Source organism: Pseudomonas sp. AF03-9, assembly GCF_020515815.1.
Classification (GTDB): domain Bacteria; phylum Pseudomonadota; class Gammaproteobacteria; order Pseudomonadales; family Pseudomonadaceae; genus Aquipseudomonas.
In genome coordinates this window covers 168,669-194,623 of record NZ_JAHPJF010000014.1, presented here as the reverse complement: position 1 = coordinate 194,623, position 25,955 = coordinate 168,669, and the positions used below count along the sequence as shown (strand labels likewise).

General features: G+C 61.9%; 27 protein-coding genes and 1 tRNA gene. 8 read left to right on the top strand and 20 right to left on the bottom strand.

The window, feature by feature from the left end; genetic code table 11:
* Positions 1-18: 18 nt before the first annotated feature.
* The 7 genes from pth to LIY36_RS18630 form a co-directional block, all read right to left on the bottom strand.
* On the bottom strand, positions 19-603 hold the full coding sequence (pth, locus tag LIY36_RS18660; RefSeq protein ID WP_017735148.1) for an aminoacyl-tRNA hydrolase: 585 nt from the start codon (positions 601-603) through the stop codon (positions 19-21).
* A gap of 167 nt (positions 604-770) precedes the next feature.
* Entirely contained in the window at positions 771-1,361 is a 591-nt protein-coding gene (locus LIY36_RS18655; RefSeq protein WP_226456550.1) for a 50S ribosomal protein L25/general stress protein Ctc, read from the bottom strand.
* Positions 1,362-1,498: 137 nt separating this feature from the next.
* The gene (locus tag LIY36_RS18650; protein ID WP_003208392.1) at positions 1,499-2,440 is read right to left on the bottom strand and encodes a ribose-phosphate pyrophosphokinase; all 942 of its coding nucleotides are present in this window, start codon (positions 2,438-2,440) and stop codon (positions 1,499-1,501) included.
* Between the two features lie 46 nt (positions 2,441-2,486).
* A tRNA-Gln gene (locus tag LIY36_RS18645) sits at positions 2,487-2,561 on the bottom strand.
* 37 nt (positions 2,562-2,598) lie between these two features.
* A complete protein-coding gene (ispE, locus tag LIY36_RS18640; RefSeq protein WP_230412803.1) occupies positions 2,599-3,402 on the bottom strand; it encodes a 4-(cytidine 5'-diphospho)-2-C-methyl-D-erythritol kinase in 804 nt (267 codons plus the stop codon).
* A gap of 49 nt (positions 3,403-3,451) precedes the next feature.
* Positions 3,452-4,069 (bottom strand): lipoprotein insertase outer membrane protein LolB, encoded by a 618-nt coding sequence (gene lolB, locus LIY36_RS18635; RefSeq protein WP_226456549.1) that lies wholly within the window; start codon positions 4,067-4,069, stop codon positions 3,452-3,454.
* A 4-nt stretch (positions 4,070-4,073) separates the two neighbouring features.
* Positions 4,074-5,798, bottom strand: a complete 1,725-nt coding sequence (locus LIY36_RS18630; protein WP_192297784.1) for a tetratricopeptide repeat protein — start codon at positions 5,796-5,798, stop codon at positions 4,074-4,076.
* 182 nt (positions 5,799-5,980) lie between these two features.
* Between LIY36_RS18630 and hemA the strand changes: the two genes are divergently transcribed.
* The 6 genes from hemA to LIY36_RS18600 all read left to right on the top strand — a co-directional run bounded on the left by hemA (position 5,981) and on the right by LIY36_RS18600 (position 11,347).
* Positions 5,981-7,270: a glutamyl-tRNA reductase gene (hemA, locus tag LIY36_RS18625; RefSeq protein WP_226456548.1), complete on the top strand. Its 1,290-nt coding sequence runs from the start codon at positions 5,981-5,983 to the stop codon at positions 7,268-7,270.
* A complete protein-coding gene (gene prfA / locus LIY36_RS18620; protein WP_226456547.1) occupies positions 7,267-8,349 on the top strand; it encodes a peptide chain release factor 1 in 1,083 nt (360 codons plus the stop codon). Before hemA ends, prfA begins: the two co-directional genes overlap by 4 nt.
* Positions 8,350-9,180, top strand: a complete 831-nt coding sequence (gene prmC / locus LIY36_RS18615; protein WP_226456546.1) for a peptide chain release factor N(5)-glutamine methyltransferase — start codon at positions 8,350-8,352, stop codon at positions 9,178-9,180.
* Complete coding sequence (locus tag LIY36_RS18610; protein ID WP_192297780.1) at positions 9,174-9,929, top strand: molybdopterin-synthase adenylyltransferase MoeB; 756 nt, start codon at positions 9,174-9,176, stop codon at positions 9,927-9,929. Before prmC ends, LIY36_RS18610 begins: the two co-directional genes overlap by 7 nt.
* Positions 9,922-10,716: a glutamate racemase gene (murI, locus tag LIY36_RS18605; RefSeq protein ID WP_226456545.1), complete on the top strand. Its 795-nt coding sequence runs from the start codon at positions 9,922-9,924 to the stop codon at positions 10,714-10,716. Before LIY36_RS18610 ends, murI begins: the two co-directional genes overlap by 8 nt.
* A gap of 112 nt (positions 10,717-10,828) precedes the next feature.
* On the top strand, positions 10,829-11,347 hold the full coding sequence (locus LIY36_RS18600; RefSeq protein ID WP_226456544.1) for an acyloxyacyl hydrolase: 519 nt from the start codon (positions 10,829-10,831) through the stop codon (positions 11,345-11,347).
* Positions 11,348-11,519: 172 nt separating this feature from the next.
* On the opposite strand, the gene LIY36_RS18595 is transcribed toward LIY36_RS18600, so the two are convergent.
* The 12 genes from LIY36_RS18595 to LIY36_RS18540 all read right to left on the bottom strand — a co-directional run bounded on the left by LIY36_RS18595 (position 11,520) and on the right by LIY36_RS18540 (position 21,492).
* Positions 11,520-11,825: a YkgJ family cysteine cluster protein gene (locus LIY36_RS18595; protein ID WP_056859129.1), complete on the bottom strand. Its 306-nt coding sequence runs from the start codon at positions 11,823-11,825 to the stop codon at positions 11,520-11,522.
* A 54-nt stretch (positions 11,826-11,879) separates the two neighbouring features.
* Positions 11,880-12,371, bottom strand: a complete 492-nt coding sequence (locus LIY36_RS18590) for a DUF2878 domain-containing protein (RefSeq protein WP_226456543.1) — start codon at positions 12,369-12,371, stop codon at positions 11,880-11,882.
* Positions 12,364-13,635, bottom strand: a complete 1,272-nt coding sequence (locus LIY36_RS18585; protein ID WP_226456542.1) for an SAM-dependent methyltransferase — start codon at positions 13,633-13,635, stop codon at positions 12,364-12,366. Before LIY36_RS18585 ends, LIY36_RS18590 begins: the two co-directional genes overlap by 8 nt.
* Positions 13,622-14,431, bottom strand: a complete 810-nt coding sequence (locus tag LIY36_RS18580; protein ID WP_226456541.1) for a DUF1365 domain-containing protein — start codon at positions 14,429-14,431, stop codon at positions 13,622-13,624. The genes LIY36_RS18585 and LIY36_RS18580 overlap by 14 nt, the downstream gene beginning before the upstream one ends.
* Entirely contained in the window at positions 14,428-15,675 is a 1,248-nt protein-coding gene (locus LIY36_RS18575; protein WP_226456540.1) for an NAD(P)/FAD-dependent oxidoreductase, read from the bottom strand. The genes LIY36_RS18580 and LIY36_RS18575 overlap by 4 nt, the downstream gene beginning before the upstream one ends.
* The gene (locus tag LIY36_RS18570) at positions 15,672-16,454 is read right to left on the bottom strand and encodes an SDR family NAD(P)-dependent oxidoreductase (protein ID WP_226456539.1); all 783 of its coding nucleotides are present in this window, start codon (positions 16,452-16,454) and stop codon (positions 15,672-15,674) included. The genes LIY36_RS18575 and LIY36_RS18570 overlap by 4 nt, the downstream gene beginning before the upstream one ends.
* Entirely contained in the window at positions 16,451-16,876 is a 426-nt protein-coding gene (locus LIY36_RS18565; RefSeq protein ID WP_192297772.1) for a nuclear transport factor 2 family protein, read from the bottom strand. The genes LIY36_RS18570 and LIY36_RS18565 overlap by 4 nt, the downstream gene beginning before the upstream one ends.
* Positions 16,869-18,314: a deoxyribodipyrimidine photo-lyase gene (phrB, locus tag LIY36_RS18560; RefSeq protein WP_226456538.1), complete on the bottom strand. Its 1,446-nt coding sequence runs from the start codon at positions 18,312-18,314 to the stop codon at positions 16,869-16,871. The genes LIY36_RS18565 and phrB overlap by 8 nt, the downstream gene beginning before the upstream one ends.
* Complete coding sequence (locus LIY36_RS18555) at positions 18,315-19,232, bottom strand: MerR family transcriptional regulator (protein ID WP_226456537.1); 918 nt, start codon at positions 19,230-19,232, stop codon at positions 18,315-18,317.
* Between the two features lie 3 nt (positions 19,233-19,235).
* Positions 19,236-20,195 (bottom strand): YbgA family protein, encoded by a 960-nt coding sequence (locus tag LIY36_RS18550; RefSeq protein ID WP_192297769.1) that lies wholly within the window; start codon positions 20,193-20,195, stop codon positions 19,236-19,238.
* Positions 20,196-20,293: 98 nt separating this feature from the next.
* A complete protein-coding gene (locus tag LIY36_RS18545) occupies positions 20,294-20,509 on the bottom strand; it encodes a TIGR02450 family Trp-rich protein (RefSeq protein ID WP_192297768.1) in 216 nt (71 codons plus the stop codon).
* Positions 20,506-21,492 carry an NAD(P)/FAD-dependent oxidoreductase gene (locus tag LIY36_RS18540; protein WP_226456536.1) on the bottom strand — a complete coding sequence of 329 codons (987 nt, stop codon included), beginning with the start codon at positions 21,490-21,492 and terminating at the stop codon, positions 20,506-20,508. The genes LIY36_RS18545 and LIY36_RS18540 overlap by 4 nt, the downstream gene beginning before the upstream one ends.
* A gap of 199 nt (positions 21,493-21,691) precedes the next feature.
* Between LIY36_RS18540 and LIY36_RS18535 the strand changes: the two genes are divergently transcribed.
* A complete protein-coding gene (locus LIY36_RS18535; RefSeq protein ID WP_226456535.1) occupies positions 21,692-22,591 on the top strand; it encodes a TIGR01777 family oxidoreductase in 900 nt (299 codons plus the stop codon).
* A 14-nt stretch (positions 22,592-22,605) separates the two neighbouring features.
* Positions 22,606-23,631, top strand: coding sequence for a ferrochelatase (hemH, locus tag LIY36_RS18530; protein ID WP_226456534.1), 1,026 nt, complete (start codon positions 22,606-22,608; stop codon positions 23,629-23,631).
* 122 nt (positions 23,632-23,753) lie between these two features.
* Here hemH and LIY36_RS18525 read toward each other — a convergent pair whose 3' ends face one another.
* The gene (locus tag LIY36_RS18525) at positions 23,754-25,850 is read right to left on the bottom strand and encodes a TonB-dependent siderophore receptor (protein ID WP_226456533.1); all 2,097 of its coding nucleotides are present in this window, start codon (positions 25,848-25,850) and stop codon (positions 23,754-23,756) included.
* Between the last annotated feature and the right edge of the window lie 105 nt (positions 25,851-25,955).

The window sequence follows — 25,955 nt, the reverse complement described above, 5'->3', positions numbered from 1 at the left end:
TTCCCCTCGGATAAAGAGTCAGGCCTTCTGGCTGTGCAGGTTTTTCATCGCGCGGTTCCATTCACCGGCGAAGATATCCGGCAGCACGCCGAGGGCAAAGTCGATGCTGGCATCGAGTTTTTCCTGTTCGGCGCGTGGCGCACGACCCAGGACGAAATTTGAAACCATACTGGCAACGCCTGGGTGGCCAATGCCGAGCCGCAGACGGTAGAAATTATTCTGATTGCCCAACTGCGCGATGATGTCGCGCAGGCCATTGTGCCCGCCATGCCCACCGCCGAGCTTGAGCTTGGCAACACCGGGTGGCAGGTCCAGTTCGTCATGGGCCACCAGGATTTCTTCGGGTTTGATCCGGAAGAAGTTCGCAAGCGCCGCCACGGCTTGGCCGCTACGGTTCATGTAGGTGGTGGGAATCAGCAGACGAACATCCTGACCCTGGTGCGAGAAGCGCCCGGTCAGGCCAAAATACTTGCGATCGGCCACAAGGTTCACACCTTGCGCGTGGGCGATGCGCTCAACAAAAAGGGCCCCCGCGTTATGCCGGGTCTGTTCGTATTCGGCGCCTGGATTTCCCAGGCCAACGATCAGTTTAATGGCAGTCACGACAGGGGCCCTTCCTTTGGAGTTGTGGATAACATCGCCAAACCAAGGTGCGGCGAAAGTGGACAACAGTAGCTCATTTACTCAAGAGTAAACGTCGCGTTATCGCCCGCTTTCTCGCTACGTTTCGGTCCGCGATGTTTCCTCAAGCTCCGACGTTACAGAGTGATTTACTCTGCAGCGTCTGCTTCTGGAGCAACGCGTGGAGCGTGTACGTTTGCAACAGCTTTGTCATCACCGTGAGCCAGTGCAACAAACTCAACGCCTTTAGGGGCCTTGAGGTCGGACAGGTGGATGATGGCGCCAACTTCAGCGGTCGACAGGTCGACTTCGATGAACTCAGGCAGGTCTTTCGGCAGGCAGGTCACTTCGATTTCGTTCACAACGTGAGAAATCTCGCCGCCTTTCTTGACCGGAGCTTCTTCGCCGACGAAGTGCACAGGCACGACAGCGGTCAGTTTCTGGCCAGCTACAACGCGAACGAAGTCAGCGTGCATGATGAACTGCTTGGACGGGTGACGCTGCATCGCTTTAACGATGACGTTCTGCTTGGCGCCGTCGACGTTCAGCTCGATAACGTGGCTGTAGGCAGCTTCGTTTTCGAACAGCTTGGCGATTTCCTTGGCCAGGATGGTCACGGATTCAGCAGGCTTGTTACCACCGTATACAACGGCTGGGATGTTGGCGGCGTGACGCAGGCGGCGGCTCGCACCTTTCCCCAGGTCAGTACGCGCTTGAGCGTTCAGAGTAAAGTCAGTCATTTTGTATCTCCAAAATAGCCATCATCGAGTGGCGTTTGCGACCAGCGCCGTTCTCGATATGGGCAAAAAAGCCCCGCCCCGACAGAATGCCGGGGCGGGGCGCTTTTCGTCAGTGAAATGATCCGAAGGTTTGACCCTTAACGGAACATCGCGCTGATCGATTCTTCATTGCTGATGCGGCGAACCGCTTCGGCAACTACCGGTGCAATATCCAGTTGGCGGATACGCGAACAGGCTTGAGCTGCAGCGGACAACGGGATGGTGTTGGTCACCACCAGTTCGTCCAGCATGGAGTTCTCGATGTTCTCGATCGCTCGACCCGACAGCACAGGGTGTGTGCAGTAGGCGAAGACTTTTGCGGCACCGTGCTCTTTCAAGGCTTTCGCCGCGTGGCACAGGGTGCCGGCGGTGTCGACCATGTCATCAACCAGAATACAGGTACGCCCTTCGACATCACCGATGATATGCATCACTTCAGAGTGATTGGCTTTTTCACGGCGTTTGTCGATGATCCCGAGGTCCACGCCCAAGGATTTGGCAACAGCCCGTGCACGCACGACGCCACCAATGTCCGGGGACACGATCATCAGGTTTTCAAAGCGCTGGTCTTCGATGTCATCCACCAGGACTGGGGAGCCGTAGATGTTATCTACCGGAATATCGAAGAACCCCTGGATTTGGTCAGCGTGCAGGTCAACCGTGAGAACACGGTCGATACCTACCACGGTCAGCATGTCAGCGACAACTTTCGCGCTGATGGCCACACGTGCGGAGCGCGGACGGCGATCCTGACGGGCATAACCAAAGTAAGGGATTACAGCTGTGATTCGAGTCGCTGAGGAGCGGCGGAAGGCATCAGCCATCACGACGAGTTCCATCAGGTTATCGTTGGTCGGAGCGCAAGTCGGCTGAATAATGAAGACGTCTTTACCGCGGACGTTTTCATTGATCTCGGCTGTAATTTCACCGTCGGAGAATTTACCGACAGAGATGTCACCGAGAGGGATATGCAGCTGACGTACGACACGTCGAGCCAGATCGGGGTTGGCGTTCCCCGTAAAGACCATCATCTTGGACACGCGCAGTACCTAGAGGCTGAGGGTAACCTGGATGAGTATTAGAAAATGGCAGGGGCGGCTGGATTCGAACCAACGCATGGCAGGATCAAAACCTGCTGCCTTACCGCTTGGCGACGCCCCTGTATCTGTTGCAACGAGTGCCTAACACTCGGTTCCTTTTAGAGCAGACTTTGCAGCTTGCGATGCAACATCGAAACGTTGCTTCCCTTTGCTACAAACCCTGTAAGGGTCTCTGTAAGAAGGGCCGAGACTTTATCAGCTTCAGCTTTGTTTGGGAAGCCCCCAAACACACAACTTCCAGTTCCGGTTAATTTTGCTTCGGTAAAATTACCTAACAAATTCAAAGCGTTACGTACCTCTGGATAACGCCTTGCTACAACCGGTAAGCAGTCATTTCGACTGTTTCCCTTGGGAACGGGGCGCACTTTAATGGGAGAAGAGTTACGTGTCAACAACGGATCTGAAAAAATTTCTGCTGTACTTACAGATACTTGCGGCACAAGTACGACATACCACGGTTCTTCGGGCTCTACAGGGGTGAGTTTTTCCCCGACACCCTCAGCAAATGCGGCGTGTCCACGCACGAAAACCGGGACGTCCGCGCCCAGCGTAAGGCCCAGCGCCGCCAGGCGATCGTGGTCCCAGCCGAGTTGCCACAAGTGATTCAGACCCAGCAGTGTGGTGGCCGCATTCGAACTGCCGCCGCCGATACCACCGCCCATGGGCAAGATTTTATCGATCCAGATGTCGATGCCGAGCGAGCAGCCAGATTGTTCCTGAAGTTTTTTTGCGGCCTTCACGATCAGGTTGCTGTCGTGGGGCACGCCTTCGAATTCGGTATGCAACTGGATCACGCCATCGTCGCGTACGGCGAACGTCATCTCATCGCCGTAGTCGAGAAATTGAAACAGCGTCTGCAACTCGTGGTAGCCGTCTTCACGACGACCCAGGATGTGCAACATCAAATTGAGTTTTGCAGGGGAGGGCAGGGTCAAGCGTTCTACGGTCACGTTATTGTCCCAGTTTGCGTGGTTGCCAGTCCTTGATCACCAGCGTGACGTCAAGGTCGGTGCCATGCAGCTTGATTCGTTCAGGCAGCCAGTAACCGCTTTGCTGCACGTAGCTCAAATATTCGACTTGCCAGCCATCCTGCTCCAGGGTGGCCAGGCGGCTATCACTGTTAAGGCGCAAGCGGCTTTTGCTCTCAGGCGCGGGCAAGCCGCGTACCCACCACACCAGATGCGACACTGGCAGCTTCCAGCCGATCTGTTCTTCCAGCAATGTTTCCGGCGATGTCGCTTCATAGCGGCCCTGATTGGCCACTTCCAGGCTTACTTGCCCCGGTCGGCCGGTCAGGCGTGCCGCGCCACGGCCCAATGGGCCGGACAGGCGGATGTCGTAGTAATCCTGGCGTTGCAGCCAGAACAACGTACCGCTCCCGGAATCTTTCGGCGCACGAACACCGACTTTCCCTTCGATCTGCCAGCCATCGATGCTGGCGAGCTGATCCTTGTGCTGTTGCCATTGCGCCGGGTTGCCCTGGCCCTCAACGGATTCGCGGGTGCCGACGCCCGCGCAACCGGCGAGCAGGGCGATGAGACTGAAGACTGCAACGTGGCGCAAGAACATAAGCTTAAAGGGTCTCGGATCCGGTCAGGCGTTTGATGGTGCCGCGCAGGATGGGGCTTTCGGGTTGTTCCTTGAGGAATTTTTCCCAGATCTGGCGCGCTTCGCGTTGTTTGCCATTGGCCCACAGGACTTCACCCAGGTGGGCGGCGACTTCCTGGTCGGGGAAACGCTCCAGTGCCTGGCGCAGCAAGCGTTCGGCTTCATCCAGGTTGCCTAGGCGGTAATTCACCCAGCCCAGGCTGTCGAGCACGGCCGGGTCTTCCGGGTTGAGCTTGTGCGCTTGTTCGATCAGCGCCTTGGCTTCGTCGTAGCGCGTGGTCCGGTCGGACAAGGTGTAGCCCAGGGCGTTGAGGGCCATGGCGTTGTCCGGATCACGCTTGATGATCAGGCGCAGGTCTTTTTCCATCTGCGCCAGGTCGTTGCGCTTTTCCGCCTGCATGGCGCGGGTGTACAGCAGGTTCAAGTCGTCGGGGTATTGCAGCAACGCTTGTTGCAGCAGTTTCCAGGCGCGCTCGCCCTGGTTATTGGCCGACAGGGTTTCGGCCTGGATCAGGTACAGCTGGATCGCGTAGTCAGGCTCGGCATCACGCGCAGCCGCCAGGCGTTTTTCCGCCTCGTCGGTGCGACCGTTGCTCATCAATATGTCGGCCTGGCGCAGTTGCGCCGGCAGGTAATCGTTGCCAGGGCCGACCTGGGCATACTCAAGCAGGGCAGCCTGTGGGTCATTGTGCTCCTCGGCGATGCGGCCCAGGTTCAGGTGCGCCGAATCCACGTGGCTTTCGCGTTCGATCAGCTCTTGCAGGTAACCCTTGGCCTCATCCCAGGCCTTGGCTTCCAGGCACACCAGTGCGAGGGAGTAGCGCAGTTCGTCGTCGTCCGGGTATTGCTGGACCAGGTTGGCGAACTGCACTTTGGCGTCTTCCATGCGGTCCTGCTCCACCAGCATGCGCGCGTAGGTCAGGCGCAGGCGCTTGTCGTCCGGGTACTTCTTGATACTTTTTTCCAGCAGCGGAATCGCTTCCTTGCCGCGATTGAGGTTTTGCAGCAGGCGCGCACGCAGCAGGATCGGCGCGATCTCACCCTCTTCCGGTGGGTTCTGCTCCAGCAGCTTCAGCGCCGCATCGGCCTCGTCGTCTTGCTGCAACAGCAAGGCCTTGCCGAAAATCAGCTGACTGTTCTTGGGATGTTTTTGCAGCAGGCGGTCGAAGCTCTTCATCAGACCATTGCGCGTGTCCTGGTCGGTGTCGGCAGCCGACAGCGCAAGAAAGTCGAAATGGGTGTCGCCCTTGCCCTGCAAGACCTTCTCCATATAGACCATGGAGTCGTCGTAGCGCCCCGCACGCGCCAGTTGCACCGCCGCGGCGCGCTGCGCCTCGAGGTCGTCCGGCGCGTTTTTCGCCCAGATCAGCGAGGTATCCAGCGCAGCCTGATCGGCGCCCAGGTACTCGGCGATACGAAACGCCCGCTCGGAAATCCCCGGATCCTGCGTATTTATGGCCTGCGTCACGTAGTTATCCAACGCAATGTCGAAACGATTGCGCTGGCCAGCCAGCTCCGCGCTCAGCAGGCTGAACACCGTTTCTTCACTGAATGAAGAATAAACCTTGGGCTTTTCAGGGGCGGGGGTGCTGTCTTCCACCGGCGGCGTACCGTCCGGCGACACGGGGGCCAAGGCCTGGCAGCCGCTGAGGAAGACAAAAGCAAGGAGCAACGCGGAGGATCTATTCATATAGGAAGAGGACGACTAACCTGCGGTCGGATCATCATGACACAAGCCTTCGGCCAAACATAACCGAGACTCAGTTGGCGTATTTATAGGTACAAGGTATAGGGACAATAGACGACGGTGGTTGTTCTGAATCTTTCGAAGTAGGACAATTGTCGGCTTCCCGACATCATCAGCGATATTGAATGGCCTTCCTCGCACTCGGTATTAACCACAAGACTGCCTCCGTAGACGTGCGCGAGCGCGTGGCGTTTACGCCAGAGCAGTTGGTTGAGGCCTTGCAACAGCTCTGCCGGCTCACCGACAGCCGCGAAGCTGCAATCCTTTCAACCTGCAATCGCAGCGAGCTTTATATAGAGCAGGAACATCTTTCCGCGGATGTGGTACTGCGCTGGCTGGCCGATTTCCACCATTTAAGCCTCGATGAGCTGCGCGCGTGTGCTTATGTGCACGAAGAGGATGCGGCAGTTCGTCACATGATGCGTGTGGCGGCCGGTCTCGATTCGCTAGTGTTGGGCGAGCCGCAGATCCTTGGCCAGATGAAATCCGCCTACGCCGTGGCGCGTGAGGCTGGCACGGTGGGGCCGCTGTTGGGCCGCCTGTTCCAGGCCACGTTCAACTCGGCCAAGCAGGTGCGGACCGACACCGCCATCGGCGAAAACCCGGTGTCCGTGGCGTTTGCTGCCGTCAGCCTGGCCAAACAGATTTTCAGCGACTTGCAGCGCAGCCAGGCCCTGCTGATCGGCGCTGGCGAGACCATCACCCTGGTCGCCCGCCACCTGCACGACCTGGGCGTGAAACGCATTGTCGTCGCCAACCGCACCCTTGAGCGTGCGAGCATCCTCGCCGAGCAGTTCGGCGCCCATGCGGTGTTGCTGTCGGACATCCCGGCCGAGTTGGTGCGCAGCGATATTGTCATCAGCTCCACCGCCAGCCAGTTGCCGATCCTCGGCAAAGGCGCGGTCGAAAGCGCGCTGAAGCTGCGCAAGCACAAACCGATCTTTATGGTGGACATCGCCGTTCCCCGGGACATCGAACCCGAAGTCGGCGAGTTGGACGACGTTTACCTCTATAGCGTCGACGATCTGCACGAAGTGGTCGCCGAGAACCTCAAGAGCCGCCAGGGTGCAGCCCAGGCGGCCGAAGAGATGGTCAGCGACGGCGCCGAAGATTTCATGGTGCGCTTGCGTGAACTGGCGGCAGTGGACGTGCTCAAGGCGTATCGTCAGCAGGGCGAACGCCTGCGCGACGAGGAACTGAGCAAGGCCCAGCGTTTGCTGGCCAACGGCAGCAACGCCGAAGAGGTGCTGATGCAACTGGCCCGTGGCCTGACCAACAAGCTGCTCCACGCCCCCAGCGTACAGCTTAAAAAGTTGACTGCCGAAGGCCGCCTCGATGCGCTGGCCATGGCCCAAGAACTCTTTGCCCTCGGTGAGGGCGCGTCAGATAGCTCTTCGGATAAAAAACCGCAATGAAAGCGTCACTGCTCAATAAACTGGACGTGCTCCAGGACCGTTTCGAAGAACTGACCGCCTTGCTCGGCGATGGCGAAGTCATCTCCGATCAGACCAAGTTCCGTACCTATTCCAAGGAATACGCGGAAGTTGAGCCGATTGTGACCACCTATGGCCAGTGGCTGAAAACCCAGGCCGACCTCGAAGGCGCCCAGGCGCTGCTCAAGGACAGCGACCCGGACATGCGCGAAATGGCCGTGGAAGAAGTCCGCGAAGCCAAGGAAAAACTGATCGCGCTGGAAGGCGATCTGCAACGCATGCTGCTGCCCAAAGACCCCAACGACGGGCGCAACGTGTTCCTCGAAATCCGTGCCGGCACCGGCGGCGACGAGGCGGCGATCTTCTCCGGCGACCTGTTCCGCATGTATTCGCGGTATGCCGAGCGACGCGGCTGGCGAGTCGAGATCCTCTCGGAGAATGAGGGGGAGCACGGCGGCTATAAAGAAGTCATCGCACGGGTTGAAGGCGATAACGTCTACGGCAAGCTCAAGTTCGAGTCTGGCGCACACCGCGTACAACGCGTGCCGGCCACCGAGTCCCAGGGCCGCATCCACACCTCGGCCTGCACTGTGGCTGTATTGCCCGAGCCGGACGAGCAGGAAGCCATCGAGATCAACCCGGCCGACCTGCGCGTCGACACCTACCGCTCGTCGGGCGCCGGTGGCCAGCACGTCAACAAGACCGACTCGGCGATCCGCATTACCCACTTGCCGTCCGGCATTGTGGTGGAGTGTCAGGAAGAACGTTCCCAGCACAAGAACCGGGCGCGGGCCATGTCCTGGCTGTCAGCCAAGCTCAACGACCAGCAGACCAGCGCCGCTGCCAATGCGATTGCCAGCGAGCGCAAGTTGCTGGTGGGCTCGGGCGACCGCTCCGAACGCATCCGCACCTACAACTTTGCCCAGGGCCGGGTCACCGACCACCGGGTCAACCTCACGCTCTACTCCCTCGACGAGATCCTCGCCGGTGGCGTCGATGCAGTGATCGAGCCGTTGCTCGCCGAATACCAGGCCGACCAACTTGCAGCGATAGGTGACTAAATGACCATTATCGCCAGCCTGCTGCGCGCTGCCGACCTGCCCGACTCGCCCACCGCGCGCCTGGACGCCGAGTTATTGCTCGCCGCGGCCCTGGGCAAGTCGCGCAGCTACCTGCACACCTGGCCGGAGAAAATCGTCAGCAGCGAAGATGCGCTGACCTTTGCCGGCTACCTGCAACGCCGCCGCGGCGGTGAGCCGGTGGCCTACATCCTCGGCCAGCAAGGCTTCTGGAAGTTGGACCTGGAGGTCGCGCCCCACACGCTGATCCCGCGTCCGGACACCGAGTTACTGGTGGAAACCGCCCTGCAATTGTTGCCGGCCACGCCGACCCAGGTTCTCGACCTCGGCACCGGCAGCGGCGCGATTGCCCTGGCCCTGGCCAGCGAGCGCCCGGCCTGGACCGTCACCGCCGTCGATCGCGTGCTCGAAGCGGTGGCCTTGGCCGAGCGCAATCGCCAGCGCCTGCACCTGAATAACGTCACCGTGCTGAACAGCCACTGGTTCAGCGCCCTGCAAGGCCACACCTACGATCTGATCATCAGCAATCCGCCGTACATTGCCGACAACGACCCGCACCTGGTCGCCGGTGACGTGCGCTTCGAACCGGCCAGTGCGCTGGTGGCGGGCCGCGATGGCCTGGACGACTTGCGCCACATCATCAAGCAGGCACCCCAGCACCTGAATGCCGCTGGCTGGCTGTTGCTCGAACACGGTTACGACCAGGCTGGCGCCGTGCGTGACCTATTGCTGGGCGAAGGTTTTGACAACGTGCACAGCCGCATCGACCTTGGCGGCCACGAGCGCATTACCCTGGGACGCCGGCCGTGCTGACCGACCAGGAACTGCTGCGCTACAGCCGACAGATTCTGTTGCAGCATGTCGACATCGACGGCCAGTTGCGCCTGAAACACAGCCGCGCCCTGATCATCGGCCTGGGCGGGCTGGGCGCGCCGGTTGCGTTGTACCTGGCTGCTGCGGGGGTCGGTGAATTGCACGTGGCGGACTTCGACAGCGTCGACCTGACCAACCTGCAACGCCAGATCATCCACGACACCGCCAGCGTCGGGCAGACCAAGGTCGATTCGGCCCTGCGGCGCCTGGGCGCGATCAATCCTGAAATCACGCTGGTCGCCCATCGCAGCGCGCTGGACGCCGACTCACTCGCCGCGGCGGTCGCGGCGGTGGATGTGGTCCTCGATTGCAGCGACAACTTCTCCACCCGCGAAGCGGTCAACGCCGCCTGCGTCGCCGCGACCAAGCCGTTGATCAGCGGCGCGGCGATTCGCCTGGAAGGGCAACTGTCGGTGTTCGACCCGCGTCGCGCCGACAGCCCGTGCTACCACTGTTTATACGGGCACGGCAGCGACACCGAACTGACCTGCAGCGAAGCCGGCGTGGTCGGGCCGCTGGTGGGCCTGGTCGGCAGCCTGCAAGCGCTGGAAGCCTTGAAGCTGCTGGCCGGTTTCGGCGAGCCGCTGGTGGGCCGCTTGTTGCTGATCGATGCATTGAGCAGCCGTTTCCGCGAGTTGCGCGTCAAGCGCGACCCCGGTTGCAGCGTGTGCGGGACTCACCATGGTTAAGGACGCGCCGATCGGTGTGTTCGATTCCGGCGTCGGCGGGCTGTCGGTGCTGGAGGAAATCCAGCAGCTGCTGCCCCACGAATCGCTGCTGTACGTGGCCGACTGCGGGCATATCCCTTACGGCGAGAAAAGCCCGGCCTTTATTCTTGAGCGCTCGCGGCAGGTTGCCGGGTTTCTGCGGGAGAAGGGGGCCAAGGCGTTTGTGATTGCCTGCAACACCGCGACCGTTGCGGCCGTTGCCGATTTACGCAAGGACTTCCCGGATTGGCCGTTGGTGGGCATGGAGCCTGCCGTCAAACCTGCGGCCGCCGCGACCCGCAGCGGTGTGGTCGGCGTGCTCGCCACCACGGGCACCCTGCAAAGCGCCAAGTTCGCGGCACTGCTCGATCGCTTCGCCACCGATGTCCGCGTGATTACTCAGCCGTGCCCGGGCCTGGTGGAACTGATCGAAACCGGCGACCTGAGCAGCCCGGCACTGCGCCAGTTGTTGCAGGGGTATATCGACCCGCTGCTAGGCGCCGGCTGCGACACCATCATCCTCGGCTGCACCCACTATCCCTTCCTCAAGCCGCTGCTGGCGCAGATGCTGCCCCCCAGCATCATCCTCATCGACACCGGCGCCGCCGTGGCCCGCCAGCTCAAGCGCTTGCTCGGCGAGCGCAACCTGCTGGCCGACGGCAAGCCCGAGCCAGCGCAGTTCTGGACCAGCGGCGATGTGTCTCACCTAAGAAATATCCTACCAACACTATGGAAATATCCGGGCGTTGTGCGAAGCTTCGGTGCGTGAAAAATTCGTGAAATTCCCGCGTTAAAAGCTGGAACTTCCGTCTATTTGCCAGCTTCTATAGCGAGATAGCTTGTACAAAACCAAATAACTTCGTCGGGAAAGGATGTTTCTTATGAAGCGCTTGTTCTGTTTGGCTGCGATTGCGGCCGTCGTTGTAGGGCACACCGTTTCAGCCCAGGCCGCTGGCCTGGAATTAGGGGTGGGGAGCACCAGTGATTCGACACTGACCTATCGGCTGGGGCTGACGTCGCAGTGGGACAAAAGCTGGTGGCAGACCGATACCGGGCGCTTGACCGGCTACTGGAGCGGTGCCTACACCTACTGGGATGGTGACAAGCACGCCAGCGTCAGCAGCCTGTCGTTCTCGCCAGTGTTTGTGTATGAGTTTGCCGGTGAGAAGGTCAAGCCGTACATCGAGGCGGGGGTGGGCGTGGCGCTGTTCTCGCGCACACGGGTCGAGGACAACAATATTGGCCAGGCTTTTCAGTTCGAAGATCGGCTGGGATTCGGCCTGCGCTTTGCCGGTGGGCATGAGGTGGGGATTCGCGCCACGCACTATTCCAATGCCGGGCTGAGCAGCAACAACGATGGGGTCGAGAGCTACTCGTTGCACTACACCCTGCCGTTGTAAGTCTTAAGAACACTGCAAACCAAATGTGGGAGCTGATCCAAAGTGGCAACCCAATCCCCTGTGGGAGCGGGCTTGCCCGCGATGGCGGCCTGTCAGTCAACATAGATTCGGCTGACCCACCGCTATCGCAGGCATGCCAGCTCTCACATTTTGATCGGCGTTGATCAAAGGTTCAGCGATAGGCGGTCGCGATCCCCTGCCGCTCTTCCAGGCACTCCGGCGCACCCATCTCGAACTCCCGGCAGATCAAGGGCCGGCGCTCGTAGATCGTGCACATCATCGTGTCCCGGTCCAGCGCTGCGCACCAGCCGTCGTCGAGGCGCAGCATCACTTCGCCGCCCCAATCGTCCGTATCGATGTAGCGCTCCGGCACGCCGGTATCGGTGATCAGCATCACTTCCAACTGGCAGCAGCAGGCCGCGCACGTCGAGCAGGTGACGGCGGGTTCGGTGATTTGGGTGTGGGGGATGTTGGTCATAGGCGCGCAGTGTAAGGCAAGCTGATCAAGAGCGTGTGAATGCTCTGACAGACGTCAGTGTCCCAGCTGTCGGGCGACCCAATGCAAGACGGGGAATAATAGTCCCCACAGCAGCGCCAGGCCAATCACGGTCGGTGCCGTGCCGTAGCCGAAACTCACCCCGGCCAATTGGCTGCCTGCGTAATAGGACAGCGGCCCACCCACGGCTCCCAGCAGGCTGGCCCGCCACCAGGGGCGTGCGCTCCAGGCCAGGCAATGGCGCAAGGTCGTCGCCAGCAGCGCCCACAACACCATCAGCCACAGCGGAATCAGCGGCCCCGGCAGGCTGAAATGAAACACGCCAAAGGAGCGCAACGAGGTGTCGATCAGCGTGCCGAGCAAGGTCACGGCGAGAATCACCTGGCCCTCGCGCGACCACGAACTTATCCACAGCAGGTGCACGGCCAGCGCCGCCACCGCCACCAGTAGCCACCGACTGTCGCCGCCCAGCACGCAGGCAAACCAGCCGCACTGGAACAGCACGGCATTCACCAGCGGTTTAAGCATCGAAGCGCCCGAGCAACGGCGGGTTGATCGCAGCGGGCTTGGCCAGCAGCAGTTGTGCGGTGCCGATCGTGCGCTCCATGAAGCCCCCTTCGCAGTAGCACAAGTAAAATTCCCACAGCCGCAGGAAGTACTCATCGTAGCCCAGCTCCGCGAGGCGGCCATGGGCGCGGCGAAAGTTCTCATGCCACAGGCGCAGGGTTCGCGCGTAGTGCAGGCCGAAATCCTCCATGTGCATCAGGTTCAAGTCGGTATCGCGGCTGACGATCTCCAGCATCTTCTGCACACAGGGCAGGGCGCCGCCGGGGAAGATGTAGCGCTGGATAAAGTCGACGCTGCGCTTGGCCTGTTCGTAGCGTTGGTCGCGGATGGTGATGGCTTGCAGCAACATCAGGCCGTCGCTCTTGAGCAGTTGCGCGCACTGTTTGAAGTAGGTCGGCAGGAAGCGATGGCCCACCGCTTCGATCATTTCAATGGAGACCAGCTTGTCGTACGCGCCGGTCAGGTCGCGGTAGTCCTGCAGCAGCAGTGTCACCCGATCACCCAGGCCCAGTGCGGCGATGCGTTTTTCGGTGTAGACAAACTGCTCTTTGGACAAGGTGGTGGTGGTGACCTTGCAGCCATAATGCTGCGCGGCATACAGCGCCATGCTGCCCCAGCCGGTGCCGATTTCCAGCAGGTGGTCGGTGGCCTTGAGCGCGAGTTTCTGGCAGATGCGCTCCAGCTTGTTCAATTGCGCCTGTTCCAGGCTGTCGTCGGGGCTCAGGAATTGCGCCGCCGAGTACATCATGGTGGGGTCGAGGAATTCTTCGAACAGGTCATTGCCCAGGTCGTAGTGGGCGGCAATGTTTTTCTGCGAGCCCTTGCGTGTGTTGCGGTTGAGCCAGTGCAAGCCCTGGGTCAGTGGGCGCGCCAGGCGCGCGAGGCCGCCTTCCATCGCATCGAGCACATCGAGGTTGCTGACCATCACGCGCACCACGGCAGTCAGGTCCGGGCTGCTCCAGTAACCATGGATAAATGCCTCACCCGCGCCGATGGAACCACTGGCCGCCACCAGGCCCCACACCGCCGGATCGAGGATATGGATCTCCCCCAGCAGGTGCGCTTCCCGTGCGCCGAACACCTGGCGTTCGCCGTCCTCGATCACCACCAACTGGCCGTGGCGCAGTTGGCTCAATTGACGCAGCACGGCCTTGCGCAGCAGTGCGCTGGTCATGCCGTTGACGTTCAGACGGTGGGACTTGACCGATAAACTAGGGGTTTTCATGGCGGCGATCCTTGGTATACCCGACTGCAGTGCGAGAGGTGCCTTCGGCAGCCCTGTGGGAAAAAATCGGTGTGCGTTTGAGTAACAGGCGCAGGGCCTGCCAGTAAATTGCGAGGCAGGTCTTGGCGGTCATCCAGGGGAAGCGCCATAGGTAGCGATGCAGGCTGGCGCGGTTCAGTGCATGTTTTTCCAGGCTCAAGGTGGCGTCGAAGACTTTTTGCGTGCCCTGCCAATCGGCCATGTGCACGCCAAGCCTGGCGGCGGGCGGGCTGAAGCTCATGCGGTATTCCAGGTCGCGGGGCAGGAACGGCGACACATGAAACGCCTTGGCCACGGCGAAATGCTGATGTTCATCCGCGTCCAGCGCCTGGGCCGGCAGCACGTAGTGATAGCGCTCGCGCCAGGGCGTGTTGGTCACTTCACACAGGATCGCGGCCAATTGTCCGTCAGCCTCGAAGCAGTAGAAGAAACTCACCGGGTTAAAAGCCAGGCCCCAACTGCGGGCCTGGGTCAGTAGGCAGATAACGCCCTGGGGTGTACGCCCCAGAGCCTTGCCGACTTCATGGCGCACGGCATCGCTCAAGCTCATGCCGGTGCGCGTGAACTCACTCAGGTAGTCCTGCTGGCGAAAACCGAACGCGGCAAAACGGCTGCGCCCGGCCAAGGGCGAGAGCCCGAGCACCGTGTGTTCTTCGCTCAAATCCAGGTACAGCAGGCCGATGCGGTAGCGAAAGGCGTGGACCTTGGGGGCAAACCGGCGATGGGCGATCCAGCCGCTGTACAGGGCGCTGTTCACAGGCTTTCCCCAAAGGCCTTGGCCACGCGCAGCGCGCTGACCACGCCGTCTTCGTGAAAGCCGTTGGCCCAGTAGGCGCCGCAATAATAGGTGTTGCGCATGCCGAACAACTCTTGCCAGCGCGCTTGGGCGGCCACCGCCGCGAGGCTGTATTGCGGGTGCGCGTAGGCGTAGCGGGCGAGGATCTTCAGCGGGTTGATCATGGCCGTCTGGTTCAGGCTGACGCAAAAGGTGGTGGCGCTGTCGATGCCTTGCAGGATGTTCATGTCATAGGTGACGGCGGCCTGGGTCTGCGCATCGCCGCTGAGCCGGTAGTTCCAGCTGGCCCAGGCGAGTTTGCGATCCGGCAGCAGGCGGGTGTCGGTGTGCAGCACCACGTCGTTGTCGGCGTAGGGCAGGGCGCCGAGGATGTCGTGTTCGGCCTGGCTTGGGTCGGCCAGCAGCGCCAAGGCCTGGTCGCTGTGGCACGCGAATACCACGCGGTCGAACGTCTCGCGGCCGGCGGCGCTGTGGATAACCACGCCGTCGGCGGTGCGCTCAACGTTATGCACAGGGCAGTCGAGGCGGATCTGTTCGCGAAAGCTGCGGGTCAGCGGTTCGATATAGCTGCTCGAACCACCCTCGATCACGCACCACTGCGGGCGATTGCTCACCGACAGCAAGCCGTGGTTCTTGAAGAAGCGCACAAAGAACTGCAACGGAAACCCGAGCATGTCCGCCAGGGACATCGACCAGATCGCCGCGCCCATCGGCACGATGTAGTGTCGGATAAACCGCTCGCCATAACCGCCGGCCTTGAGGTACTCACCCAGGGTCATCTCGGCGTTGATGCGCTGTTCTTGCAGGTCCTGCGGGGCCTCGCGGTTGAAACGCAGGATGTCGCGCAACATGCCCCAGAACCCCGGCGACAAGATATTGCGACGCTGGGCAAACAGGCTGTTGAGGTTGTTGCCGTTGTACTCGAAGCGCTGGCTCTCGTCGTGTACCGAAAAGCTCATCTCGGTGGGTTTGAACGTGACGCCGATCTGCCCCAGCAGTTGGATGAAGTTGGGGTAGGTCCAGTCGTTGAACACGATGAAACCGGTGTCCACCGCATGGCTTTGACCGGCGACGCTGACGTTGACCGTATGGGTATGCCCGCCGATGCGGTCGCCCGCTTCGAACAGCGTGATGTCGTGGCGGCGGCTGAGCAGGTAGGCGCTGGTCAGCCCGGCGATGCCGCTGCCGATGATGGCGATTTTCACAGGCGATCCTTCTGCGGTAGCGGGCTGCGCAACATGCGCCTGCCGATGAACAACTGCACGCGGGCCGGCAGCTTCGACAGCGGCCAGAGGGTGGCGATAAACAGTGCCGGGAAGGCGATTTCCAGCGGACGTTTCGCAAGTTTTACGAAGATATGTCGCGCGGCCTTGCCGGCCGGCCAGCTCAGGGGCATGGGGAAATCGTTGCGTTCGGTCAGCGGCGTGTCGACGAAGCCCGGGCTGATCACCGTGACGTCGATGTGTTCCGGCGACAGACCGATGCGCAAGGATTCCAACAGGTAGCGCAAGCCGGCCTTGGACGCGCCATAGGCTTCGGCGCGCGGCATCGGCAAGTACGTCACGGCGCTCGCGACGCCCACCAGGTGCGGGCGGATTCCGGCGCGCAACAGCGGCAACGCGGCCTCGATGCAATAACTGCTGGCCAGCAGGTTGGTGCGTACCACCTGTTCGACAATCGCGGCGTCAAAGTGCTGGGCATCGATATATTCACAGGTGCCGGCGTTGAGGATCGCCGTGTCCAGCGCGCCCCAGGCGGCGCTGATCTGTGCGCCGATCTCACGCACGGCCTGGCTGTCGGTCAAGTCGCCGGGCACCAGCAGCACTTGCCCCGGATAGCGTTCGGCCAGGGTTTGCAGCGGGGCTGTGGTGCGCGAACTGAGCGCGACTTGGGCGCCGCTTTCCAACAGCTCGATCGCCAGTGCTGCGCCGATGCCACTGCTGGCGCCGGTCAGCCAGTAACGGCGGGGGGGTGTCTGGCTCATGCGATTCTCCTTTTCAGCCAGCGGACCACGCGGCCCAGCACGGGCAGGTGCTCGTAAAGCAGGGCGCCGGCGTCGAAATAGTCGCGATGGCGATACACCTTGCCGTCGCGCCACTGCAGGTGCGAGCAGCCTTCCACGCGGATCACCTTGCCGTTGGCCAGGCGCGGGTGGCAGAAGCTCATTTTCCAGCGCAGGTAGCCTTCGCCTTCAGCCACCTCGTCGAAGCTGTGAAAGTCGAAGCGCAACTGGCGGACGTTGCCGTACAGCTCGGCGAAGTAACGGCGCAGCGCGGGCAGGCCGTGGACTTCATGCAGCGGGTCGGCAAAGGCGATGTCCTGGCTGTAGAGGCTGTCGAGCAGGTGCAGGTTGTGCTTGTCCAGCGTGGCAAAGGCCTGGGCGAACCGGCGCAGGAAGTCACTCATGCTCGCCCCCGATCGCCGCGCGTGACGGCAGGCTGCGGAAGGCCGCCAGGGCGCGTTCGCGGGATTTTTTCAGGTCGACGATGGCCCTTGGGTAATCCGCCACGCCGAATAGGCCGCCGACCGCCTCGGGGTTATGCACTTCCTTTTTATTCAGCGCGGCCAACTCGGGCAGCCAGCGCTTGATGAACACGCCGTCGCCGTCGAATTTTTCCGACTGGCTCAGCGGGCTGAAGATGCGGAAATACGGCGCCGAGTCGGTGCCGGTCGACGAACTCCACTGCCAGCCGCCATTGTTGGCGGCGAGGTCGCCGTCGATCAGGTGGCGCATAAAGAAGCGCTCGCCTTCGCGCCAGTCGATCAGCAGGTTCTTGGTCAGGAACATCGCCACCACCATGCGCAGGCGGTTGTGCATCCAGCCGGTTTCGAGCAGTTGGCGCATGGCCGCGTCGATGATCGGCAGGCCGGTGCGCGCTTCTTGCCACGCCGCCAGGTCCTTGGGCGCATCGCGCCAGGCCACGGCTTCGGTCTCGGGACGGAACGCACGGTGACGGGACACCCGTGGGTAGCCGACCAGGATGTGTTTGTAGAACTCGCGCCAGAGCAGTTCGTTGATCCAGGTGATGGCGCCGATGTCGCCACTTTCGAATTCGCCCCGGTTGGTTTGCAGCGCGGCGTGCAAGCATTGGCGCGGTGACACCACGCCCGCCGCGAGGTACGCCGAAAGCTGGCTGGTACCGGGCTTGGCGGGGAAGTCGCGCTCGTCCTTGTAGTAGCTGATCTGTTGCTCGGCGAAGGCGTCCAGGCGCCGACGGGCTTCGTCTTCACCGGCGGGCCAGAGCGCGCGCAGGCTGTCGCTGGGGGGCTCGAAGCCGTCGACGGCCTGGGGGATCGGATCGCGTTTGATGGCGAGTGGCGCCTGGGCTTTGGCTGTCGGCACCAGGCGCGGCAGGGCGCTGTGCAGGCGCGTGTAGCAGACCTTGCGGAACTGGCTGAACACCTGGAAATACGTGCCGGTCTTGGTCAGCACACTGCCGGGTTGGAAGAACAGTTGGTCGAGGTAGCTGTGGAACGTCACGCCGTCGGCGTCCAGCGCCGTGGCCACGGCAGCGTCGCGGCGGCTCTCGTGGATGCCGTATTCCTCGTTGACGTGCACAGACGTCACCGACAGTTCGCGGCACAGTTCACTCAAGACGCCTGGCGCCTGATCCCAGGTGGCGGCGTGGCGGATCAACAGGGGAATGTTCAGCTCCCCAAGGGCGTTGCTCAGTTCGCGCAGGTTGCGCAGCCAGAAATCCACCTTGCACGGCGCGTCATCGTGGGCCTGCCACTGCTCGGCGGTTATCAGGTACACGGCGGCGACCGGGCCACGCTGGCTCGCGGCGGCCAGGGCGGTGTTGTCGTGCAGGCGCAGGTCGGTGCGCAACCAGATCAAATGCATTTAAACGATTCCACGCTGGATCAGTAGCTGGTGGGCCGACAACGGGTCTTCGGCCACGCACAATTGAGGGATGTCAGTGCTTAATACGGCCAACTCGGCTTGGTGGATGCATACCGTTGGTCCGGCAATCAGCGTTGGGCAATCGACACCGCCCAGCAGTTTGCCGAGGGCCGGCACATGCAGGGCCTTGCTCGAATACAGCAGCACGGCGCGCGGTTTCAGATGTTCCACCGCCAGCGCGAGTTCGCCGGCCGGCAGCGGCCAGTCGAAGACTTCCACCGGGCAGTCGGCGCTGCTGGCCAGCCAGGCGCTGAGCCATAAGTGCGGTTCCAGCGGCAGGTCCGAGTGGTTGACCAGCAGCAGCGGCGCGCCCTGGAGCTGACGGTTGTTGTGGTAGATGCGTGCGCCAAACTTGCTGCGCAGCCACGACAGGAAAAACACCCGCTCCATCTGTGCGCCGAACTGGCCTTGCCAGCGCAACTCCAGATCCTTGAGCAGTGGCAGCAAGAGTTGCTCGCACAGGGTACGCGGCGGGTACAGCGCCATGGCCTGGTTGAAGGCATCGTCGACCCGACGCTCGGCCAATTCGCTGATCGCTTGCACCAGCGTCTGGCGCAAGGTGTGCCATTCATTTTCAACGACGTCGGTGGCGGGTTGGGCGGAGTCGATCAAGGTTTTCACCTGGCCGACCGGCACGCCACGGTTGAGCCAGGTGAGGATGGTATGGATGCGTTGCACGTGTTCGGCGCTGAACAGTCGATGGCCCTTGGGTGTGCGCTGGGGCACGATCAGCCCGTAGCGGCGTTCCCAGGCGCGCAGGGTCACGGCGTTGACGCCGGTCTGGCGCGCCACTTCGCGGATCGGCAGCCAGCCGTCTTCGACGGCTTGGGCGAGGTCTTCGGGTGGGGCTGCTTTCATGGGTTAGATCGCATTACGCAGGCTGAGGTTTTCCGGGTGCGGCTGCAGGTAGGCCTGCTGCGCGATGTAGCGGTCCGGATGTTGGCGAAAGTGATGCTTGAGCAGGGTCAGCGGCACTACCAGCGGCACGATGCCGTGGCGGTATTGGCCGATGACGGTTTGCATTTCCTGTTTGTCGTCGGCGCTGATCGCCTGCTTCAGATGCCCGCTGATGTGTTGCAGCACGTTGCTGTGGGTGCCACGGGTGGCGCACTGGCTCAGGCCGGTCATCAGGTCGCTGAAATAGCAGGCGGACAATTCTTCCAGTTGCGTGCTTTTGCCCATGCTGCCGAGCAAGTGGCCGAGGCGTTTGTAGTGCGCCGGGCTATGGGCCATCAGCAGGTATTTGTAGCGCGAGTGAAAGGCCAGCAGGCGGTGGCGGGTCAGGCCGTCGGCCAGCAGCTGTTGCCAGCTGGCGTAGACGAACACGCGGGTCAGGAAGTTTTCCCGCAGCACCGGGTCATTCAGCCGACCGTCTTCTTCCACTGGCAGGTTGGGATGGCGTGAGCAGAACGCCTGGGCGTAGATGCCGCGCCCACCGCCGTCCACCGGGGTGCCGTTGGCGCGGTAGACCTTGACCCGCTCCAGGCCGCACGACGGGGATTTTTGCATGAAGATGTAACCGCACAGGTCGGTGTGTTCCAGCGCCATCTGTTGGCCGTAGTCGTTCAGCGGCTGGGTGACGTTGAGTTCGCGGTGCACCGTGCCGACGGCTTGCGGATGGGCCGGGTCGCCCACCAGGCGGATCGGTTCACGGGGGATGCCCAGGCCGATGGCGACTTCGGGGCAAAGTGGCACGAAGTCGAAGTAGTCGGCGAGGGTCTGGCTGCACAGCAGGGATTGTTTATGCCCGCCGTTGAAGCGCACGTTTTCGCCGAGCAGACAGGCGCTGATGGCGATCTTGGGTTTGGTGGTGCTGGACATACGCGAACCCCGGCAAGATTCCTGTACAAGATAATATTCTTGTACAACTAAATCTCATCATAGGTTCGAAGCTGTACAAGTCAAACTTTTTGTACAGGTTATTTCCAGCCGATCTTCCAGTCCTCGGCGTTTTGCAGGGTTTGCCACGCCAGGCGCTCGGCTCGGCGGGTCAGCACGGCTTGCAGTTCGATTTCCAGCACGGTGCCTTCCTCGTCGCGAAACAGCTCGGTGACGAGGAAGTGTTTTTCTTTGTGGCGAGGCTGGGCTGCTGTCCACTTCGACAGCAGCAACTTGGCGGGGTTGATGCGGTTCATTGCAGGTGCTCGATCAAGCGTCGCGCCGCTTCCTGGCCGCTGAGCCAGGCGCCTTCCACGCGGCCGGACAAGCACCAGTCACCGCACACATACAGGCCCAGGTCGGCGTCGGCCAGCACGCCGAACTCGTGGCTGCTCGACGGTCGTGCGTAGAGCCAGCGGTGCGCCAGGCTGAACGACGGCGCAGGCATGGCGCTGTGCAGCAGTTCGGCGAAGGCGCCGTGCAGGTGTTCGATCACCGCTTCCTTGGCCAGGTCCAGGTGCGCCCGGCTCCATGCGCTGGTGGCGTGCAGCACCCAGGTGTCCTGGCTGGCGTCACGCCCTGGTTTGCTGCGGTTGCGCGCCAGCCAGTCAAGAGGGCTGTCTTGGACGAAGCAGCCTTCCATCGGTGTATCCAGGGGTTTGTCGAAAGCCAGGGCGATGGCCCAGGTCGGGTCCATCTTCACCCCGGCGGCGGCGCTGGCCAGTTTCGGCGCGGCGGCGAGCAGGGCGGTGGCCTGGGGCGCGGGCGTGGCGATGACCACGTGGCTGAACGGGCCGTGGCTGCCGCCGTCGGCATCCAGCAGGTTCCAGTGCTGTGTGCCCTGGAACACTTCGGTGATGCGGCAACCGAATTGCACCGGCAAGTCATCGAGCAAGGCGCGGGTGATCGCGCTCATGCGCGGCGTGCCGACCCAGCGCACCTGTTCATCGGGGGAGGGTGTGAGTTGGCCGGACTTGAAGTTGTACAGCTGGGGTTTCCACTGCTCGGCCCAACCGTTGCTTTGCCAGCGTTGCACTTCGTTGACGAAGCGCCGGTCGCGGGCGGTGAAGTACTGCGCGCCCATGTCCAGTGAGCCGGCATCGCTGCGCTTGCTGGACATGCGGCCACCACTGCCGCGGCTTTTATCGAAGAGTTGTACAACGTGCCCCGCGTCTCGTAACGCTTGGGCGGCGGAGAGACCGGCAATGCCGGTGCCGATGATCGCGATGGGAACAGTCATGGGAGGCCTCGTTTTACCTTTGGGTACAGACTACGCCGACACCAATAGCTGTACAATATTGTTTTTTGGTATAAGTTTTGGCGTGCCTGTTCTTACGGCGTGGCCTATGGTTAACGTTGAGGCTACGCCCGATTGCAAATGATCCCTGCCTATAAAATAGACCAGTGATCGGCGGCGAACGTTACATGAGGAGTGTCCCATGCATATTTTGCTGACCGGCGGTACGGGTTTGATCGGCCGCCAACTCTGCCAACACTGGCTTGCCCAGGGCCATCGCCTGACCGTGTGGAGCCGTCACCCGGAACAGGTTGCCAAGGTCTGCGGCGCTCAGGTGTCGGGAGTCGGCCGCCTACAACAGGTTATCGGCCCGGTGGACGCGGTCATTAACCTCGCCGGTGCGCCCATCGCGGATCGCCCTTGGACCCACAAGCGCAAGACGTTGTTGTGGAACAGCCGGGTCGGCCTGACCGAAACCCTGCTGGCGTGGCTCGACGAGCTGGCGCAAAAACCGGCGGTGCTGATCTCCGGTTCCGCCGTGGGCTGGTACGGCGACGGCGGCGAGCGTGAGTTGAGCGAAGCCAGCGGCCCGGTGCAGGACGATTTCCCCAGCCAACTGTGCATCGCCTGGGAAGAAACTGCGCAGCGCGCCGAAGCCCTGGGCATACGCGTGGTGCTGGTGCGCACGGGCCTGGTGCTGGCGGCCGAGGGCGGCTTTTTGTCGCGCCTGTTGCTGCCGTTCAAGCTGGCGCTGGGCGGGCCGATCGGCAATGGTCGGCAGTGGATGCCGTGGGTGCATATCAAGGATCAAATCGGCCTGATTGATTTTCTTCTGCACAACGCCGACGCCAGCGGTCCTTATAATGCGTGCGCGCCACACCCGGTGCGTAACCGCGAGTTCGCCAAGACCCTGGGCCAGGTGCTGCATCGCCCGGCGTTCATGCCGATGCCGGCTTTTGCGTTGAAGGTCGGGTTGGGCGAGTTGTCCGGGTTGCTGTTGGGCGGGCAGAAGGCCGTTCCGGAGCGGTTGCTGGCGGCCGGTTTCACTTTTCAGTTCACTGAGTTGCGCGCGGCCCTGGATGACTTGTCCAGCCGCCTCTAAAGATAGGATGTTGCATGACGGATCACGCGTTGTTACTGGTCAACCTGGGCTCACCGGCGTCCACCTCGGTGGCCGATGTGCGCAGCTACCTCAATCAGTTTTTGATGGATCCCTACGTGATCGACCTGCCGTGGCCGGTGCGGCGCTTGTTGGTGTCGCTGATCCTGATCAAGCGCCCCGAGCAGTCGGCCCACGCCTACGCTTCGATCTGGTGGGACGAAGGCTCGCCGCTGGTGGTGCTCAGCCGCCGCCTGCAACAACAAATGACTGCGCAATGGAGCCAAGGCCCGGTGGAATTGGCGATGCGCTACGGCGAGCCGTCGATTGAAAGCGTGCTGACCCGCCTCGCCGGCCAGGGCATCCGCAAGGTCACGCTGGCGCCGTTGTATCCGCAGTTTGCCGACAGCACCGTGACCACGGTGATCGAGGAAGCCAGGCGTGTGGTGCGCGACCACAAACTCGACGTGCAATTCTCGATTCTGCAACCGTTTTACGACCAGCCCGAATATCTCGACGCCCTGGTCGCCAGCGCGCGGCCGTACGTGGAGCAGGATTACGACCACCTGCTGCTGAGTTTCCATGGCTTGCCTGAGCGCCACCTGACCAAGCTCGACCCTACCGGCCAGCATTGCTTCAAGGATGCCGACTGTTGCAAGAACGCGTCTGCCGAGGTGCTCAAGACCTGCTATCGCGCGCAGTGCTTCAGCGTTGCCCGTGACTTTGCCGCACGCATGGGGTTGCCCGAAGACAAGTGGTCGGTGGCGTTCCAATCGCGCCTGGGCCGCGCCAAGTGGATCGAACCCTATACCGAAGCCCGCCTGGAAAGCCTGGCCCGGCAAGGCGTGAAGAAGCTGCTGGTGATGTGCCCGGCGTTCGTGGCCGACTGCATTGAGACGCTGGAGGAGATTGGTGATCGCGGGCTGGAGCAGTTCCGCGAGGCGGGGGGCGAGGAGTTGGTGCTGGTGCCGTGCCTGAATGATGATCCGCAGTGGGCGAAGGCGTTGAATACCTTGTGTGAAAAAGCACCCGTTGAGCTGTAACTGAACCTGGCGCAGTCTAAATGTGGGAGCGGGCTTGCTCGCGAATGCGGTGGATCAGTCAAATAATAAGTGACTGACATACCGCATTCGCGAGCAAGCCCGCTCCCACAGTTTTTACCGCGTTACAGATTGAGGGTCAGGCTGACCGTGAGATTGCGCGGTTCACCCGGGTTGACCCAATAGTTGCTGTAAGACCGCTCGTAGTACTTCTCATCAAACAGGTTATTGAGGTTCAGTCCTACGGTGACATTCTCTGTGGCCTTGTAATGCGCCAACACATCCACCGTGTGATACGCCGGCAGCTCAAAGCCCGTGCCCGCCTCACCGGAACGATCCCCCACATAAGTAAACGCCGCCCCCAGGTCTGATCCACGCAAGGCGCCGTCCTGGAATTCATACACGCCCAACAGGCTGGCGCTGCGCTTGGCCACGCCAAGGATGCGGCTGCCGGCGGGAATGGCTGTGTCGCCTTTGGTGACTTGGGCATCGATGTAGGCGAAGGCCCCGATCACCCGTACGGCGTCCGTCACTTGCCCGGTCAGCCGCAGGTCAAAGCCCTGGCTGCGCGCCTTGCCCATGGCGCGGTTGAGGTTGGTGGCCGGGTCGAGGGTGAGCACGTTTTCCTTCTCGATATGGAAGGCGGCGAGGGTGGCGCTGAGGCGGTCGTCGAACAGCTCGCTCTTGATCCCCACTTCGTAGCCCACCCCTTCTTCCGGCTTGAAGCCTTTGCTGTTGGCGTCCAAGCCGCTGTTGGGTTTGAACGAGGTGGAGGCGTTGGCGAACACGCCGACTTCTGGCGTGAGCTGGTAGAGCAGGCCGGCGCGCTGGGTGAGGGCGTCGTGGGTCTGCTTGCCCGGCGGCGCGTTGCGGGTGAAATCGTCGATGCGTTGCTCGAAATGCTCGAAACGTGCGCCGACCATGCCGCGCAGGCGCTCGGTGAAGACGATCTGATCTTGCAGGTTCAGCGCGTGGCTTTTGGTCTGTTCGAAGAAGTCGGTGCCGCTGCGTGTGCCGTTGGGTTTTGCCTGGCCGTAGACCGGGTTGTAGAGGTCGATGGCGTAGGGGCTGCCGGCGATGGCGGTGACCCGTTCGTTCTTGCGGTAGTCCTCGTATTCGGTGCCGACCAGCAGTTCGTGTTGCCAACTGCCGATGTCGAACAGGCCGCGCAGTTCCAGTTGGGTGATGCTGTCGTGCCAGCCCATGGAGCGTTCGCGGTAGCGGCGGTTGAGGGTGTGGCCATCGGCATTCAGTGCGCGGTTTTCCGAGGCGTCGCCCCACAGGCTGCCCTGTTTGTAATGGCTGGCCAGGCGCAGGCTCCAGGCGTCGTTGAGGTGATGTTCGAGGGCGGCCTGGATGCGATTGTTGTGGTTGTCGATGTCGCCGTCGTTGGGTTCGCCGAGGAAGGTTGAGCGAGATACGCCGGGGGCGGCGACGATGCCGCGGTCGAAGGTGGAGCTGTGGCGCACGAATTCGCTTTCGACGAGCAGCGTGGTATCCGGGTCCAGCTGCCAACTGAACGAAGGGGCGACGAATACGCGCTTGCTCTGCACGTGATCGCGGAAGCTGTGGTTGTCCTCCACTGCCAGGTTGACCCGTGACAGCACGTGGCCTTCGCTGTCCAGCGGCGTGTTGACGTCCAGGGCGGTGCGGTAGCGGTCCCAGCTGCCGGCGCTAGTTTGCAGGGTGGTGAAGGCTTCAGGCTGGGGCTTTTTAGTGACGATATTCACGGTGCCGCCGGGATCGCCGCGCCCGTACAGGCTGGCGGCGGGGCCCTTGAGCACTTCGATGCGTTCGATATTGGCCGTGTCCGGGGTGCTCGGGTAGCCACGGTTGGCGCTGAAGCCGTCCTGGTAGAACTCGGACGTGGTGAAGCCGCGCACGCTGTATTCGTAGAGCGTCAGGCCGCCGAAGTTGTTCTGCTTGGACACGCCGCCGGCAAATTCCAGGGCGCGCTCGACGTTGGTGCTGCCCAGGTCTTTGAGCACCGTGGCCGGAATCACGCTGATGGATTGTGGGATGTCGCGAAGGGCGGTGTCGGTTTTGGTCGCGCTGGCCGAACGGGTAGCGCGGTAGCCGTTGACCGGGCCTGTGGCGGACTCGTAAGCGTCGGTGGTGACGCTGATGGCATCGAGTTCCAGGGTGTTGTCTTCGGCGAAGGCGGGGTCAAGCAATAGACCCAAGGCCAGGCCAGCCAGGGGGGCAATTCTTCGAGACGGCATGATAGAGCGTTCCAATGTCGATATTGAAACAATATAACATGCCTAATGAGAATGAATCGCTATGAAATATGAGCTTTCAGGTGCCCGCGAACAGGCACCTCGCCG

Coding starts and splice junctions, on each gene's coding strand:
- LIY36_RS18565 (WP_192297772.1), bottom strand. CDS start 16,876: ATGAGTGACTTCCTGCGCCGGTTCGCCCAGGCCTTTGCCACGCTGGAC.
- LIY36_RS18595 (WP_056859129.1), bottom strand. CDS start 11,825: ATGACCAACATCCCCCACACCCAAATCACCGAACCCGCCGTCACCTGC.
- LIY36_RS18585 (WP_226456542.1), bottom strand. CDS start 13,635: ATGAAAACCCCTAGTTTATCGGTCAAGTCCCACCGTCTGAACGTCAAC.
- LIY36_RS18630 (WP_192297784.1), bottom strand. CDS start 5,798: ATGAATAGATCCTCCGCGTTGCTCCTTGCTTTTGTCTTCCTCAGCGGC.
- LIY36_RS18550 (WP_192297769.1), bottom strand. CDS start 20,195: ATGTCCAGCACCACCAAACCCAAGATCGCCATCAGCGCCTGTCTGCTC.
- LIY36_RS18570 (WP_226456539.1), bottom strand. CDS start 16,454: ATGAGCCAGACACCCCCCCGCCGTTACTGGCTGACCGGCGCCAGCAGT.
- prmC (WP_226456546.1), top strand. CDS start 8,350: ATGACCATTATCGCCAGCCTGCTGCGCGCTGCCGACCTGCCCGACTCG.
- LIY36_RS18600 (WP_226456544.1), top strand. CDS start 10,829: ATGAAGCGCTTGTTCTGTTTGGCTGCGATTGCGGCCGTCGTTGTAGGG.
- LIY36_RS18525 (WP_226456533.1), bottom strand. CDS start 25,850: ATGCCGTCTCGAAGAATTGCCCCCCTGGCTGGCCTGGCCTTGGGTCTA.
- hemA (WP_226456548.1), top strand. CDS start 5,981: ATGGCCTTCCTCGCACTCGGTATTAACCACAAGACTGCCTCCGTAGAC.
- murI (WP_226456545.1), top strand. CDS start 9,922: ATGGTTAAGGACGCGCCGATCGGTGTGTTCGATTCCGGCGTCGGCGGG.
- LIY36_RS18545 (WP_192297768.1), bottom strand. CDS start 20,509: ATGAACCGCATCAACCCCGCCAAGTTGCTGCTGTCGAAGTGGACAGCA.
- ispE (WP_230412803.1), bottom strand. CDS start 3,402: ATGTTGCACATCCTGGGTCGTCGTGAAGACGGCTACCACGAGTTGCAG.
- prfA (WP_226456547.1), top strand. CDS start 7,267: ATGAAAGCGTCACTGCTCAATAAACTGGACGTGCTCCAGGACCGTTTC.
- phrB (WP_226456538.1), bottom strand. CDS start 18,314: ATGCATTTGATCTGGTTGCGCACCGACCTGCGCCTGCACGACAACACC.
- LIY36_RS18535 (WP_226456535.1), top strand. CDS start 21,692: ATGCATATTTTGCTGACCGGCGGTACGGGTTTGATCGGCCGCCAACTC.
- lolB (WP_226456549.1), bottom strand. CDS start 4,069: ATGTTCTTGCGCCACGTTGCAGTCTTCAGTCTCATCGCCCTGCTCGCC.
- LIY36_RS18555 (WP_226456537.1), bottom strand. CDS start 19,232: ATGAAAGCAGCCCCACCCGAAGACCTCGCCCAAGCCGTCGAAGACGGC.
- LIY36_RS18540 (WP_226456536.1), bottom strand. CDS start 21,492: ATGACTGTTCCCATCGCGATCATCGGCACCGGCATTGCCGGTCTCTCC.
- hemH (WP_226456534.1), top strand. CDS start 22,606: ATGACGGATCACGCGTTGTTACTGGTCAACCTGGGCTCACCGGCGTCC.
- LIY36_RS18655 (WP_226456550.1), bottom strand. CDS start 1,361: ATGACTGACTTTACTCTGAACGCTCAAGCGCGTACTGACCTGGGGAAA.
- LIY36_RS18590 (WP_226456543.1), bottom strand. CDS start 12,371: ATGCTTAAACCGCTGGTGAATGCCGTGCTGTTCCAGTGCGGCTGGTTT.